Here is a 14,843-nt window from a genome sequence, read left to right on the forward strand (position 1 = left end):
CACTACGCCGGCGACATGCGATTCAGAAGGAAGACTCATCGGAATCGTCCGAGGTGGCATCTTCGGCCGCGCTCCCCGAAGCGGAGGATGGCCCGTACGCGGCGTGCACCTTCGCCCAGGCGAACTGCTCTAGCTGGTCGGGCCGACCGTACAACTGGTCCTCGATGAAGGGGTAGACGTCGTACTCCCAGATGCGTGCGAGCCGCTCGTCGGTGAGATCCTGTCTCATGAAGTGGCTGTGACCGACCTGCAGGTGCGGTCCTTTCAGCAGGACCCGGAGCCGCTCATTCACCTGATCTACCAGTCCGGCGACCCACACCGGCTCCCCGTTCTTCTTCAACCAGTCGGCGAGCAGCGACCGCATCGCTCCCTCGTGCGGCATGAACGGGATGAAATGGAACCGTCGACGCAGGGCGGCGTCCACCATCGCGATCGACCTGTCGGCGGTGTTCATGGTGCCGATGAAGAAGAGATTGCGCGGCAGCTCGAATGGTTCGTCGGGTCGATAGGCGGTTCGTACGGCCTTGTTCCGGTATTCCAGCAGGAACAGCAGTTCGCCGAAGACGCGCGGCAGGTTGGCGCGATTGATCTCGTCGATGATCAGGTAGTGCGGCACTCCGGGGTTACTTTCCGCCTTCTCCGCCATCAGCGCAAGCGGCCCGGAGCGAAGCTCGTAGGTCAGCTGCCCCCGTTCATCGGTGCGTGGCCGGTAGCCCTCGAAGAAGTCCTCGTACGAGGTGGACGGATGAAACTGGACGAGCATCCGCCGTTCTGGGTCCTGCTGCAAGGCGCTGGCCAGCCGGTCCGCCAGATAGGTCTTGCCCGTGCCCGGAGGGCCGTAGAAGATGAGTTGCCCCTTTTCGTGGAGCAGTTCAGCGAGCTCGCGCAGGAACAGTTCGGGCAAGAGGAGATCCCGCGCGGTCCGGGCGATATGGTCCTCCTCCTCGACCGGCTCCACGGCGTCGTGGTTGAGCATCCAGTAGGCGAACTGACCCTGCCCCCAGGGATCGCCGGGCAGCATCTGCTCGAGGGTTGCCCGCAGCCGATCGTTCGCCTCGACGTGCTGCTGACCGCGGCTCAGTGCGCCGTCCGGCTCCGCGAGCCCTAACCGGCGCAGCATGGCAATCTTGCCCATCGGACCCGTCAGCGGGAAGATCGGCAGGAAGCGCCGGGGGTCGGTGACGGCGAACAGCTTCAGCAGCACGCTCTCGCCCAGCCCCTTCGTGCCGAGGTCCTTCCAATCCAGGCCTCGGTCGATGCGGGCGGCAACCTCTCCATCACCGAAGAGGACCTCACGAAGTTTGTTGGCGAAGGCGTCGAGGGCGACCGAGTCCATGCCCGAAAGGCTGGCGTTTAGCACCGACTGGGGACCCGGGTTGCCGTAGCGCTTGCCGTTGACGAGCAGCCGGAACTGGTCCAGGTCGAAGATGGTCAGGTTCTCAGGTGACAGAGCCTCGGCGAACTGCTGCCGCTGTTCGGCATGCCACTCGTCCTTGTCGTTCGGGTAAGGGCGCTCAGCCTTGAACCTGGCGAGCGCCGCCGCCAGGTTCTCCCCCTCGGGGATCGTCGCCGGCACGGCCTCGCCCTGGCCGGCGACCAGCCTCACCAGAGGCTTGAGCCGACCCACCTCTTCGAGTAGGGCACCCCGCAGGGCGAGGCCCGGGGGAACCTCGCACCAGGGCCACCACTTCCCCACCAACGTGCTCCCACCCGGATCGGCGTCGACCGGAACGAGCCGGTCTCCGGTGAGGTGGGGCCGGATCTCGAAGAACCGGTGACCGGAGGGGAGCGGACCCAGGGCAAGCGCCGCGCCGGCGCCTGGGTTCCGCCAGTCGTACAGGCCGAGCGCAAGCCCCGAACGCGTGGCCCACAGGCGTAGGCCGGCTGCGGACACCGCCCCGGGCAGCGACCAGGTGGCATAGGCATCCGCGCGATACGCGGCCGCCTTGTCCGAAGCAATCCGGTCCTGCGGTTGCGAGGTCTCCAGCTCGAGTCCCGTGGCGGCCCGTAGGTCCGCCAGAAGCCCCTTGGCGGCGATGTGCAGCTCGCCCTTGAGTTGGGCGGCGAGAGCGGCTGCTCGACTCGAACGTTCCTCGTCCGGATAGCGCGCGCCCACCTCGTAGGTGGCCATGATGTCGGTGGCCTCGTCGCACATCTCCCGCACGGCGGGGTTGACTCCCACGAACCCCTGGCGCTCGGAGAGGAACCACATCAATCGCTCGAACCGGTGGACATCGTCGGGATAGAACGCGCGTGCCGCTTCAACCACCGCTAGGTAGCGGTCGGCGTTCTCCCACGTCCGTAGCCAACCCAGCGCCCACATCCGCTCCGGCGCGCTCTTCCACATCACCGGCCAGCCCGGTTGCACGTGGTCCGTTGACCAGAACACTGACAACACGTACGGGATCCGCCCGACGGCCGGTTGCCCCTTACTCGCCAGGTCCCGGGTCACCCGCTCGACCTCGGCGAACAGGGAGCGCGCCTCATCCATCGTGGCCGGCGTGGTGAAGGCGCGGACCAGCACGTTCAGCGCCTCGGGGTCATCGGGCAGGTTGTTGGCGACCTGGTTGAGCCACATCTGACCGAAACCCGAGAAGGCGTTGTACGGACCCTCCTGGCGCGACCACTTGTCCGAGCCTGCCCGGAATGCCGCGAAATCCCGGGTAGCGATGAGCTCCGAAACCAGATTGCGGGCCTCGGCATCCCGGGTGGGCCGCAGCGCATCCGCCTTGGCCCAGCGCTCCTTCACTTCCTCGTCGAGGTCCACGGCCGCCTCGATTTGATCGAGCTTGTGCCGCCAGCGGGGCAGGTCGTCGGGATGAATCACCAGAGTTCACTCGTCCCTGTCATCGGCTCCCATGCCGCAACCACGGCACGCGACAGCATCCCATGATCGTTCCACCAGCTAACAAAGGAGACCAATCGAATTTGGAAGGGCCATGCCGGAACCAGCAACAGGAGAAGATCGCCAACGGGCTTAGCGTTCTGGCTGCCCTGGATCAGGGTGGTGGCAGCACGCTCAAGGCTCTCAAGATAGCCCTTTGGTTGTCGGTATCCCGACACAGTCCACTCTCAGCATGATCGGGATATTGACCTGCCGGAAGGCGCCTGAGAGCCTGACTGGCTTGGTCGCGTGACGAGCACACGTACAGAGCGGTTTTGGAGAGGAGCCGGTGTAGTGGCGCCGGAGAACCTGACGGCATATGGCTCAACCCTCGACGCCGAACAGCAGGGGTTGGCGAACCAATCGCGACGCCCGCCTCGGCCGATGCCGGTGATCGTCCTCGCCGACATCAGCGGAAGCATGGACGGCGAGAAGATCCACGTGCTCAATCGCAGTATCCGGGGCATGCTGCACGCGTTCGCCGCGGAGGACACCGCGCGGGGAGAGATCCACGTTGCGGTGATCGCCTTCGGCGGGGACGAGGCCGTCGTGCACCAGCCGCTGGTGCGCGCCTCACAGGCACAGTGGACCGAACTCACACCGCGGGGCCGGACCCCGATGGGTGGTGCGTTCGACCTGGCCCGGGCGCTGCTCGACGACCCGACCGTCGTGCCGAAGCGGGCCTTTCCGCCCACCCTGGTCCTGGTCTCCGACGGGCTGCCCACGGACGACTGGCAGGCTCCGTTGACGGCATTACTCGGCACCCGTTGGGGTGCGCGGGCACTGCGGCTGGCCATCGGGATCGGCGTCGATCGGACCTCGGAGGCTGACGAGGTGTTGGCCCAGTTCAGCACTCCCGGCACCGCCGTGCTTCGGAGCGACCAGGTGCACGAGATCCCGGCGCAGTTCCGATGGGTGACCGCGACGGTGACCGAACAGCTCCACCAGCGCACCGCTCCGAGAGCCGTCCGGTTGGAGGATCTGGATTGAGCACGGAAGGCTCCGCGTGGCCGAGCAGTGTCCGAGCCGCGAGCAACAACCTGCACCTCGATCTCCTGCTCGACAACCAGTTGGGAAGCGGCGGCGAAGGGGCGGTCTTCCGCACCCGGTACGGCGGCCTGGCCGTGAAACTGTGCGCCCCCGACGATTCCAGCCGGGACCGGATGACCGAGCTCTTCGCCCGCCTCCGGTGGCTGCCACTGGACGGCATTCCCCTCTGCCGCCCGCTGGAGCAACTGGCGCCGCCGCATGTCGGCTATGTCATGGAACTGTTGGAGGACATGGTTCCGCTGCGGGAGCTGTGCGACCCGCCGCAGCAGGACGAGGACGCGTGGTATCTCGGCGGTGGGGGCCTAGGTCGCCGGCTCGTCCTGCTCGCCCGGTGCGCCGGTGTCCTCGCCATCTTGCACGACCGGGGAATCGTCTACAGCGACGTCTCTCCGGGCAACGTGCTGGTCTCCGCCGACCTCGGATACGACGAAGTCCGGCTGATCGACGCGGACAACCTGCAGACGGAGAGCAGCACGGCGGCCCGACGGCTCGGAACGCCCTTCTACACCGCACCGGAGCTCCTGCGCGGGCAGAGCGGCAACACCGTCTTCAGCGACGTCTACTCGTTCGCCGTGCTCGCGTACGAAGTTTTGACCATGAATCACCCGCTGATCGGCGACTACGTCAACGAGGGCGAGGTCGAGCTGGAGGACGACGCCCAGCGCGGGATGGTGCCCTGGATCGACCACTCCACCGACGATCGCAACCGGACCCGGTTCGGCTACCCGGCCGACCGGGTGCTCACCCGGCGCCTGCGGGATCTGTTCCGACGTACCTTCGAGGAGGGGATGACCGACCCGTGGGCGCGCCCCGGCGCCGGGGAGTGGGCGGCGGCCCTGCACGCCGCCGCCGATCGCTGCCTGGTCTGCCCGTGCGGCCAGAGCTTCCTCGCCGCGCACCCCACCTGCCCGTGGTGCCGGGCCGCCCGCCCGCCCGCGCTGACGGTCACCGTGCTCGAACAGTTCCCACGCCTGGCTGAAGGGCCACCACCGTTGCTCCCCCAGGACGACCTGACGCTGGTGCTGCAGGCGCACCGGCCGCTCCTGATCACGAACCGCACGGCGGTACGACACCCGGAGGACCCAACCGTGGCGCTGCTCCGGATGGAGTGGGACGGCGGCGCCGAGGTCCGGGTGCGCAACTGCGGACGGTCGATGGTGCGCCGCGTGCCGCCGCAGGGCGGCAACGGACTCCAGCTCATTCCCGGCTCCGCCGCGGTCGAGCACCTGCGCGCTCCGTGGTGGATCCACTTCGACACCGAATTGCGGCCACACCGGATCCTGGTCCTGCAGTCGATCGAGGCGCCCGATGCGCGCTGACGAACTGACCGTGGGCGACACCCGGCTGATCCGCGTCCACCCGGTGATGGGCGCCGTGGTACCGCCCTGGCTGAAGGCGCTCGCGGAGAAGGATCGCCCGGACCGTGAGATCGAGGTACGCGTGCCCGCGGCGACGGCCGCGTACGACCTGGCGGTGCACCAGGGCCGCCAGTACGGCCCTTTCCGAGCCCAGGTGACGGATCCGGACGCGCGTGACTGGCTCGCCGCAGCCGGACACAGCGTCGTGGCCTGGGTCGCCCACGCGACCGACCGCGAGGTGGACCTCCAATGCCACGGCTTCGCCGGTGCCGACCTCGGCCCGCGGTTGGAGATCGGTGTCGACGACCGGGTCGCCGGGCAGGTCCGCGTCGCCGCCCGGGTACACACCACAGGCTTCGACGAGGTGCGGGACTGGCTGCGACGGGAGTTCTGCTTGCCTCCGCCGGCTGAAGGCGCGCGGGACCGAATCGTGCACAGCGGTGGGCCCCGGGAGCAGCCCGGCGGGAGCGCGTTCACACTGCACGGCACCCGCTGGGTCGCCGACGTCGCGCTGGTCGACAACGTACTTCGGATCACCCGGATGACCGGCGCGGATGCCCGGGGGCGAGGCCGCTGGCACCGGCTGAGTGAGGTGGACGTACGGTTCGTCGACCGGGGCGCGGAGGCGGACGCGTCGGAGGCGATCCGGGCCGCCCTGCTCGGCCTCGAGTCCGACGGACGCACCTACCTCGACTTATGGCAGGCGTACAACAACATCGAGCGGGAGGCCCTGGTTGAGGACGCCAAGCGGCTGCGGTGGGCGAGGTTCCAGTCGTGCAAGGTGACCGCCCGGGGTGACTGGCGGTTCGAGCTTCAGCCCGGCGAGCGGGCCGCACGGTTTCTCGGCACGGTGGCCGCGTACCCGGGGCGGCTGGAGCTGGAAGCGGCCGGGGAGCTTCCCCCGGAACTGGCGGAGAAACGCGGCCGGGCCACCGTGGGGGTGCACGGCGAAGTCCGCGGCGCGGCGGTGGGAAACTGGACGGTGGACCTCGCGGTCGCCGGGGACGAGCCGCCACCCGTGACGGGCTACCTGTTCCGCTCCCTGTCCGGGGACCGGTCCCGGTTGCGGCGGCGGGACACCGCCCGCGAGCGGATCGAGAACGACCAGGCCGAATTGCCCGGCCTGCGACTGCTCATCGAGGGACTCCCGCGGCCCGGCGCGCAGCCACGCGCCGACCCGGCACACGACCGGGCGGTGAACCGGGTCATCGGCGCTGCTGCCGGCGAGAGACCGACGGAGGTGCAGCGGGCCGCTCTCCGGATGGCGCTGCGCACACCGGACATCCTCCTGGTGCAGGGTCCGCCCGGCACCGGCAAGACTCGCTTCATCACCGATCTCCTGCGCTGCCTCGACGAGCTGGGGGACCGAGCGGTGGCGGTGAACCGGACGTTGCTGTCCAGCGTCCAGCACGACGCGGTGGACAACGTGGCCCGCCGGGCCCGACGGCTGGGCCTGCCGCCGACCCGGGTGAGCAACAAACCAGAACGGGACCGGCAGAACACCCGACAGTGGCGGGACGAGACGGTGGCCGCGGTCGACCGCCACCTCGACCGGCACCGTCCCGAGGTGGCCGGCTGGGACCGCGTCGTACGGCTGCGTCAGCTGGCGGCCGCCTACAGCCGGCACCCCGTCGCCGGGCCCGATCTGACGAACCTGCTGACGGAGACGAAGCGGCTGGCCGGGGCGGAATTGCCGGCCGGACTGCGCAGCCGGTTAGACCGGACGTTGGCGGAGCTGCAGGTGACCGGCACGCTCGGCCGGAGCCTGACGGACGAGGAACGGGCTGCGGTGGCTCGTGTCGTCCGGTCGATCCGCGTCACCCCGGTCTCCTTCGCGGACGACGGCCCGGAGCGGGCGGGCGGCGCGCTGCGGCTGCTGACCGATGTGCTCGACGAACCAGCCCAGCTCCTGCTGGGGCGGGCCGCCACCGGGGACGCGGACCAGGCGGCCCTCCTCCCCGACCTGGCGGAGCTGCGGTTGGCGCTGCTCGACCGGCTGGCGGCGGCCACCGGCCTGCTGCACACCCCGCAGCACGATCCGGCCGTCGAGGACCTGCTGATCGAGGTCGCGGAGGCAGTGCACCAGGTTCACGCGGCGTCCACCGACAGCGCCGCCGAGGTGCTTCGCGCGTACCAGGACGACCTGCGGGAGGACCTCGGCCTGGTGGAGCGGACCCTGGCCCGGTATAACGCGGTGCTCGCCTCGACCGTGCAGCACGCCGACTCCCGCGAGATGTCCCGGGTGCTCGACGCGCCGTTGCCGGTCTTCGACACCGTCGTCGTCGACGAAGCAGCCCGCGCCAACCCGCTCGACCTGATGATCCCGATGGCCTTCGCCCGCCGGCGGATCATCCTGGTCGGCGACCACAGACAGCTCCCGCACATGCTGGAGCAGAAGGTGGAGCGGGAGCTGCGCCGCAATCGTTCACTCGACGGGTCCGAGCTGTCCCAGAGCCTCTTCGAACGGTGGTTCGACCTCTTCGCGAGCGAGCGACCCGCGGTGCGGACGATCCGGCTCGACACCCAGTTCCGCATGCACCCCGCCCTGGGGCGGTTCGTCAGCTCGGTGTTCTACGGCGGCCCGGACGTGCTCCAGTCCCACCCCTCCACCCAGGAGCTGACCCACGACCTGAGCCCATGGGCCAGGAAGGTCGCGGGCTGGATCGACGTCCCGCTGGGGGCGGGTGCCGAGGAACGGACCGGATTCAGCCGGACCCGGCGGGTGGAGGCGATCCGGCTGGTGCGGGAGCTGCGGGAGCTGGCCGCACGGGACGAGGCGCGGCAGCTCACCTTCGGCGTGATCACTTTCTACCGCGAGCAGCAGGTCCTGCTGGAGACCGAACTGGTCGATGCGGGACTGGCCGTCCTGGACGACGAGGGAGGGTTCGCACCGGTACCGGCGATGGCCTACACCGCCGAGCCGGTCCCCCGACAGCGGCTCCGGGTGGGCACCGTCGACGCCTTCCAGGGCATGGAGTTCGACGTTGTTCTGCTGTCGGTGACCCGGAGCAGTTCACCGCCTAGGTCCACCCCCGACCCCGCCGAGGCCGTCCGGCGGTACGGGCACCTGCTCAGCGACAGCCGCATGTGCGTGGCGATGAGCCGGCAACGCCGGCTGCTCATCGCGGTGGGTGACGCCGCAATGGCGGAACGGTCGGCGACGCCGGAGGCGCCGGGACGTCCCGGCCGGTCGGTGGCCGAGGGGCTGGTGGCGTTCCGGGAACTCTGCAAGGGGGTGGACGGTGGCGGGATTCGACGTTGACAGCCCGGTGGTCCTACCGGACCACGTCCGGTATCGGGGCGACCAACTGTGGCTGCTGTGGCCAGCCCTGCGCTACCGCGTGGTCGCACCGCTCGTGCACGAGGAACGGCTGAACATCTTCCAGTCGGCGGTGCTCGGGCTGGCCCGGTCCGGATACCGGGAGGTGGGCGAGATGGCGGCGCTGCTCGGCCTCCAGGGTGACCTGGTGAAGATGGTCCGGTCGGACCTGCGGGCGCTGTCCTACCTGGACCGACACGGCGCGGTGACCGACACCGGGCTGCAGGCGTTGCGGGACGGCTTCCCCGACCCGACCCGGACCATCACTACGTATGTCTACCAGGACGTCCTGACCGGATCGCTCTGGCCGGCGTCGACCCTGCAGGCCCGGCTGGCGCAGGCCGACTGGCGGGCCCGGCACCAGGTCTCGCTGCAGCTGCGGACTGCCGGTGCGCCGTTGCGGGTCACCGCATTCCCGGTGCTGCCGGAGGGCTGGACGGGCACCGAGCAGCCCAGCCACGAGGAGGTTGTCGAGGCTGTCTCGCGTGGTGAGCGGGCAAAGCAGGAGCGGGGCCGGGCCCGACGGTGGGACCGGGCCGCCCCGGATCGTGTGGTCTCACGGGTGGCCTTGATGACCTCGGGTGTGCCGGTGTGGATTCCGGTCCCGCTCGTGTCGGATCGCCACGAACCGGCGAGTACCGAGACCGTGAGCTGGGACGCGTTCAGCCCGTTCAACGGCCGGTCCAGCACCTACCTGCGGCGCCTGGTGGCGACCCGGCTGCAACAGGTGCCGGCGCTGCGCGAGCAAGTCGAACGGTTCATCGGCCGGCGCAGCGAAGCGGTGGTGCTGGAGTACGACCGGCTCGACATCGCGTTGCGCCGACGGATCGGCGAGGTCCTGGAGGACCGGTTCGCGGGTCTGGTCCGGGCGCACCGCGACCTCTTCGAGCTGCTGACCCTGCTGGAGCGGGACATGGACCGGGCCCGCCTGACCGGGGACGGCTGCACCGAAATCGGCGACGTGGTCCGAAACGCCTGGCGCCTGCACGAGGTCGTCCTGCGCGACATCGTCGTCCGGCACCCGCCGCCGGCCGACGCGCCCGAACTGACTCCCCACGGGAACCGGTTCGCCGGTCCGCTCGGACGATGCTGCCGGCGACTCGGGATGCCGTTCGGCGAGCACCTCCAGGTCCTCGGGTTCAAAGCGGACGAGTTCCGGAAGGCGGTTCGTCGTCCGGAGAAGGTCTCCAACACGCCGGCGATGCTCGCCGCGGTGCTGGTCTCGGGCGCGCACGGCGGACCGGACCATCCCGTCCGACGACTGGCCGAGGTCCGCCCACACCTGTTCACCGAGCTGAGGCGGTTGTCGAGCGACCGGAACACCGGCGGCGCGCACGCCGCGGTGGTGCCGCTCAACCTCGACACCGGCGAGGCGGCCTGGGCGCTCGCCCAGCACACGACGGCCGCGTACCTGGGCGTCGACCTGCCCGATCTGTCCCGGCCTTCGCGAAAGGACAACCAACCCCATGGGGAAAAGCAAGTCCCGGTCGCCGTACCGCAACCTCGGGGCCCGGTCCCGGCCCCGCGCTGACGAGGTCCAAGCCGATCTGGCGCTCGCCGCGCGCCGCGCGGAGGACGGCTCCGAACTCGTCAACGCGCTGACCACCGAGGCCCTGACGCCCGCGCAGCGGTCCTCGGAGGAGGTGCTGACCACCTACGACAAACTCACCCTGCAGATCGAGGAGTACCGGCGCTGTGCCCTGGCCGCCACGGCGCGGGAGGAGGCGGCACGGACCCGGGAGGAAGCGGCACGGGCCCGCGAGGAGGCGGCACGAGCGCGGGAGGAGGCGGCCGAGGCGGACCGGCAGCGCATCCGGACAGACCTGAACCTCGCGGCACAGGCCCAGGCCGAGGCGGAGGAGATCCGTGGCCGGCTGGCCCGGGCGGAGGCCCGGCTCGACGAACGGGATGCGCAGCTGCGGGACCGGGAGAAGGCGGCCGAGGCGGGCTTCGTGGCGGAGGCGGAGCGGGCCCGGGCGGCGCTCGACGCGGAACTGGCGGAGCTGCGACGGGCCGCGTCGGCGGAGGTGGCCGCCGAGCGCGAGCGGTGGGTGACGGAGCGGACCGAGGCGCTTGCCGAGATCGAGCAGACCCGGCGGGATCGGCTGGCCGACGCGGAACGCGTCCACGCCGAACTCGCCCAGGATCGCCAGCAGCTCACGACCGGGGCACAACAGCTCGACTACGACCAGGGTGCCCTGCGGGGACAGGAGATCCAGCTCGAGCGGCGGGAGCGCGACCTGGAGAGGGAGGTGACCGCCCGGGCCGCCGCGGAGGTGACCGCACTCGACCGGGACCTGCAGGTCCTCCGGATTCAGTACGCGGCGGCCGAGGAGGCGGTCGCCGACCTGCACGGCCGGCTGGCCGAACGGGAGCAGGTGCTACTCAAGATCGGCTCTTCGGATCCCGCTCACGTGCTGGACGAGATGGAACGGCTCCGCGCCCAGAACGCCGAACTGCGGGACAAGCTCGCCGCCCGGATCGGCGACGAGGACCTGGATCGGCTCCGTTGGTTGGAGCAGCAGAATCGCGAGCTGAACAGCGCACGCGAACAGCTCAGCTACGAACTTCAGGAACTCCGGGGCGCGGCCCTCGCCGACCGGATCAACAACCTGCAGGTGAAGCAACTCGCGGACGCCGAACGGCACTTCGAGGTCCTCACCCGCGGGTACGAGGGGCGGATCGCGGAGTTGCGGTCGGCCATCGACGCCCTGTACCAGGACCGCCCTGACCCGGGTACGCCGCTCTTTCCCCGATGCGTGGCGTTGGACGACGACCCCGCGCTCGACGAGCCCGGCGAGGTGTTCGGCGACCTACCGGACCTGGCAGGGTTCGCCCGCTCGCTGCAGACGACGATGTTCGCCGAGCACGACCGCGCGTACCGCCTGAACGACATCTGCGTGCTGCTCGGCGGACTGGCGATGAGCCGCCTGCACCTGCTGGAGGGGATGAGCGGCATCGGCAAGACGTCCCTGCCGAGGGCGCTGGCCGGCGCGCTCGGCACCGACTGTGCGGTAATCGAGGTGCAGGCCGGCTGGCGTGACCGCACCGACCTGTTCGGCCACCACAACACCTTCGAGCGACGATTCGAGGAGACGGAGTTCCTTCAGGCACTCTATCGGGCTCAGACACCACGGCACCGGGACCGGCCGTTCTTCATCGTGCTGGACGAGATGAACCTGTCCCGGCCCGAGCAATACTTCTCGGTGCTCCTGTCGAAGCTGGAGAACGACGACAAGGTGCCAATCCAACTGGTGACCCGCGGGGACGGCCGGGCGCCGCGCCAACTGGTCGGCGGCACGAGCATCGCCCTGCCGCCCAACGTGTGGTTCATCGGCACCGCCAACCAGGACGAGTCCACGTTGGAGTTCGCCGACAAGACGTACAACCGGGCCCACCTCATGGAGTTGCCGGCGCGGCGGCCGCGGCTGGACCGAAGGCCGGTGCCCGCCCTGCCGCCGTACGGGACGGACGCCCTGCGGCGGGCCTTCAAGCAGGCCCGGCAGGCACATCGCGAGGACGAGAAGGCCGTCCTGGCGTTCGTCGAGTACCTCACCGGCGACCTCCAGGAGCATGGCCGGGCCCTCATCGGCCCTCGCGTGGAGAAGCAGTTGCGCACGTTCACGCCGGTGGTGGCCGCGGCCCGGCAGGGCGACCCGACAGGCGAACAGCCCGAGTACGGCGACGCCGACCAGGACGGGCGGTCCCTTGCAGCCGACCACTTCCTCGCGATGAAGGTGCTCCGCACCGTCCGAGGCCGGTACGACGTCACCGTGACGGGCCTCGGCAAGTTGCGGGAGGCGATCCGCACGGCATGGGACCTGCACAACATGGCGGGTGAACCGGTTCGCTGCGTCCGGTTGCTCGACGACGAAGTGCACCGCCGGGAGAGCTGACGTGGCCGATCGGACGGGTGCCGCCGACCCCCTGGTCGTGGGCTCGGTCATCGACACCGCACGGATTCTCGCCCAAGCCGGCGACATCAGCGCTTGGATGACGACGAACATGTTCGTCCCGGACACCGTCGAGCGAGCTTCGCTGCGGGACTTCGACCGGGAGATCCAGCGCGGCCTGGACAACCTCGCGCACATCTGCCTCCGCCCGCACGACCGCCTCGCGCGGACGGAGGAGGTGGTCCGGGCGGACGTCGCTCGTCGGGTCCCACCGGCCGGACTGGCCCGACTCGCCGGGCATCCGGAGGAATGGGCCGGGGTCGAGCACGGACGCATCCATCCGCAGCGAGTGCTGTCCCTGCGCTACGTCGAGGACGTCGACTTCTACGAGAACCGGGTGGCGGCGCAGTTGGTGGACCGGTTGGACGAGTATCTGACCAGACGGATCCACGAACTGACCCTGCTCGGCGCGAGCCTCGCCGACATGAGCGCGTTCGTGGGGGCACTGCACGGCACCAGCTCCTGGCGGCGGCGCGAGCGAATCGCCGAGCTGGTGGCGGTGGCGGTCGCGGACAAGGCAGCGTCGGCCGCCGCCATCGAGGCGACCCACGCGGCACTGACGAACGCGCGGGGCCGGCTACGGACCCTACGCCACTCCCCCGCACTCATCCACGCCGACCGGCGGGCGCGGGTACCCATGCGACTCAGGTGGACGAACCTGTTCACCAACGACCGCCGGTACCGGCGCGTCGGGAAGCTCTGGGAGCGCTGGGCGGTGCAGCAGGCGGCGGATACGGACCAGGCACGGGCCGACAGCCGGGACTTCCCCGCTGCCTACCGAACGTATGTGGCCGCGCTGTCGCTGCGGGCCCTGGCCCTGCTCGGGTATCGGCCAGACGACCCCGACGCCCCCGCTCCGGCAGCGGGCACCCAGCTGCGGCTGCGCGGTCCGGCAGAGGAGTTGACATGGTCGATGAGCGAGGACGGTACGGTCGGCGTACACGCCTGCGGGACGGAAGTGACCCGAATCGTGACCGACCCGCGAGACCTCGGCGCGAAGGTCCCCGAACCGGTCCGGCAGGGCTGGCTCGCCGATCTGGCGACACTGCCCGGTCCGATCGTCGTCGTCTACCCCGGCCTCCGGACCACTAGGTCATCGCTGCCCCGCCCGGTACATCAGGGCTTGCATCCGGCAGGTTTCGGGACGACGGCCTGCCTCGTGCCGATCAGCCCGTTGGAGATCGAGGGCGAGGAGCGGCTGGCGCGGGCCCTCCGGTGGACGCTGCAGGGCCGGTGGTTCAGCCACGGATACCCCCTGCCGGTGGAACTGCCCGCTGGGGTGCCGACGCTGCCGGCCAGGAACTGGCTGCGGCCGGTAGGCGGCCGGCGGGTGCTGCTGCTCCGCCGACCCACCTCCGAGGAGCGGTCGCACCTGATCCGGGAGGCTGTGGACGGGCACCGAGGCCCGAGCCGGGACAGCCAGCTTTTGCCGTCAGAGCTTACGGCCGCCCTGGATGCGGCGGGGGCAACCTTCGGTCGGTTCGACACCTGCCCCATCTGCAAAGAGTCCGGGGCGCGGGTGCACATGCGAGATCGCGATACATTCCAGGCACGGTGCGGCAACTGCGAGGCCATCTGGGGCAGCCGGGACTGCTCCTGCGGTGCCCGGTACCCGGTTCTGTGGCCGTACAACGCGGTCATTGACACTGCCGATGGTGATCGAATCGACCGGACAGCCGGTGCGGATGTGTTGGCAATGCCCTGCACCGCCGCGGAGATCACTCCCGGTTCGCGGTTCCGGTGTCCGAAGTGCCAAGAGTGTGGTGGACGACCGGGATGCACCTGCTGGGCCGACCCCGGAGGGCGTCAGACAGCGGAAGGCCGCATCGAAGCCTCTGCTACAGAGACGTGATGCATCGCCCTGATTCGCACATGGTCGCTACGTCCGCAAGAATCTTGTGCACCGGCCACCACCGTCCTTCATTAGTCGCGGTGCTCCCACGGGGTCCGCCCTTGCCAGTCGGAGAGCCAGGGCCGTCCTACGTTGCGGGCAACGGCGAGGACGTAGCCGTCCGACCCTGCTGCAGCCCGGTCCGGTACTTCGAGTCCTGCCCGTAGGCCTCGTCTGCGGTGACCCACCGCGCCGACGGGCCTGTTGTCAACGCGCGTTCGTGCATCCGCAGGTCCAAGGCGGGTTTCGTGGCGAATTCCACGTCCGCTGCGATGCCGGTTTCCTCGCGGCGGGCAGGGTCATCGCACCCGCCGCACTGCAGACACAGCTCCCGGTCGATCAGCGTGCGTCCGGCCCGGCTGGCGTAATCGAGCGAGCTGGTAATTCT

General features: G+C 70.0%; 8 protein-coding genes. 6 read left to right on the top strand and 2 right to left on the bottom strand.

Annotation, left to right across the window (positions count from 1 at the left end; translation table 11 throughout):
- Positions 1-22: 22 nt before the first annotated feature.
- Positions 23-2,827, bottom strand: coding sequence for an AAA family ATPase (locus tag AB0C20_RS05025; RefSeq protein ID WP_357567387.1), 2,805 nt, complete (start codon positions 2,825-2,827; stop codon positions 23-25).
- 441 nt (positions 2,828-3,268) lie between these two features.
- Between AB0C20_RS05025 and AB0C20_RS05030 the strand changes: the two genes are divergently transcribed.
- Genes AB0C20_RS05030 through AB0C20_RS05055 form a run of 6 tightly spaced genes read left to right on the top strand, consistent with a single transcriptional unit; the run spans position 3,269 to position 14,416 of the window.
- Entirely contained in the window at positions 3,269-3,874 is a 606-nt protein-coding gene (locus AB0C20_RS05030; protein WP_357567388.1) for a VWA domain-containing protein, read from the top strand.
- Positions 3,871-5,253 carry a protein kinase gene (locus AB0C20_RS05035; protein WP_357567389.1) on the top strand — a complete coding sequence of 461 codons (1,383 nt, stop codon included), beginning with the start codon at positions 3,871-3,873 and terminating at the stop codon, positions 5,251-5,253. Before AB0C20_RS05030 ends, AB0C20_RS05035 begins: the two co-directional genes overlap by 4 nt.
- Positions 5,243-8,554 (top strand): AAA domain-containing protein, encoded by a 3,312-nt coding sequence (locus AB0C20_RS05040; protein ID WP_357567390.1) that lies wholly within the window; start codon positions 5,243-5,245, stop codon positions 8,552-8,554. The genes AB0C20_RS05035 and AB0C20_RS05040 overlap by 11 nt, the downstream gene beginning before the upstream one ends.
- Positions 8,535-10,142, top strand: coding sequence for a hypothetical protein (locus AB0C20_RS05045; protein ID WP_357567391.1), 1,608 nt, complete (start codon positions 8,535-8,537; stop codon positions 10,140-10,142). Before AB0C20_RS05040 ends, AB0C20_RS05045 begins: the two co-directional genes overlap by 20 nt.
- Positions 10,078-12,507 carry an AAA family ATPase gene (locus tag AB0C20_RS05050; protein ID WP_357567392.1) on the top strand — a complete coding sequence of 810 codons (2,430 nt, stop codon included), beginning with the start codon at positions 10,078-10,080 and terminating at the stop codon, positions 12,505-12,507. The genes AB0C20_RS05045 and AB0C20_RS05050 overlap by 65 nt, the downstream gene beginning before the upstream one ends.
- Position 12,508: 1 nt before the next feature.
- Entirely contained in the window at positions 12,509-14,416 is a 1,908-nt protein-coding gene (locus AB0C20_RS05055) for a DUF2357 domain-containing protein (protein WP_357567393.1), read from the top strand.
- A gap of 127 nt (positions 14,417-14,543) precedes the next feature.
- Here the strand turns inward: AB0C20_RS05055 and AB0C20_RS05060 are convergent, their stop codons facing one another.
- Entirely contained in the window at positions 14,544-14,840 is a 297-nt protein-coding gene (locus AB0C20_RS05060) for a transposase (RefSeq protein ID WP_357567427.1), read from the bottom strand.
- Between the last annotated feature and the right edge of the window lie 3 nt (positions 14,841-14,843).

The sequence above is a fragment of the Micromonospora sp. NPDC048843 genome (assembly GCF_040649965.1).
Lineage (GTDB): Bacteria > Actinomycetota > Actinomycetes > Mycobacteriales > Micromonosporaceae > Micromonospora > Micromonospora hortensis.

Excerpts from the sequence above, each read along its gene's own strand:
- AB0C20_RS05030 (WP_357567388.1), top strand. The coding sequence starts at position 3,269 with ATGCCGGTGATCGTCCTCGCCGACATCAGCGGAAGCATGGACGGCGAG.
- AB0C20_RS05040 (WP_357567390.1), top strand. The coding sequence starts at position 5,243 with ATGCGCGCTGACGAACTGACCGTGGGCGACACCCGGCTGATCCGCGTC.
- AB0C20_RS05050 (WP_357567392.1), top strand. The coding sequence starts at position 10,078 with ATGGGGAAAAGCAAGTCCCGGTCGCCGTACCGCAACCTCGGGGCCCGG.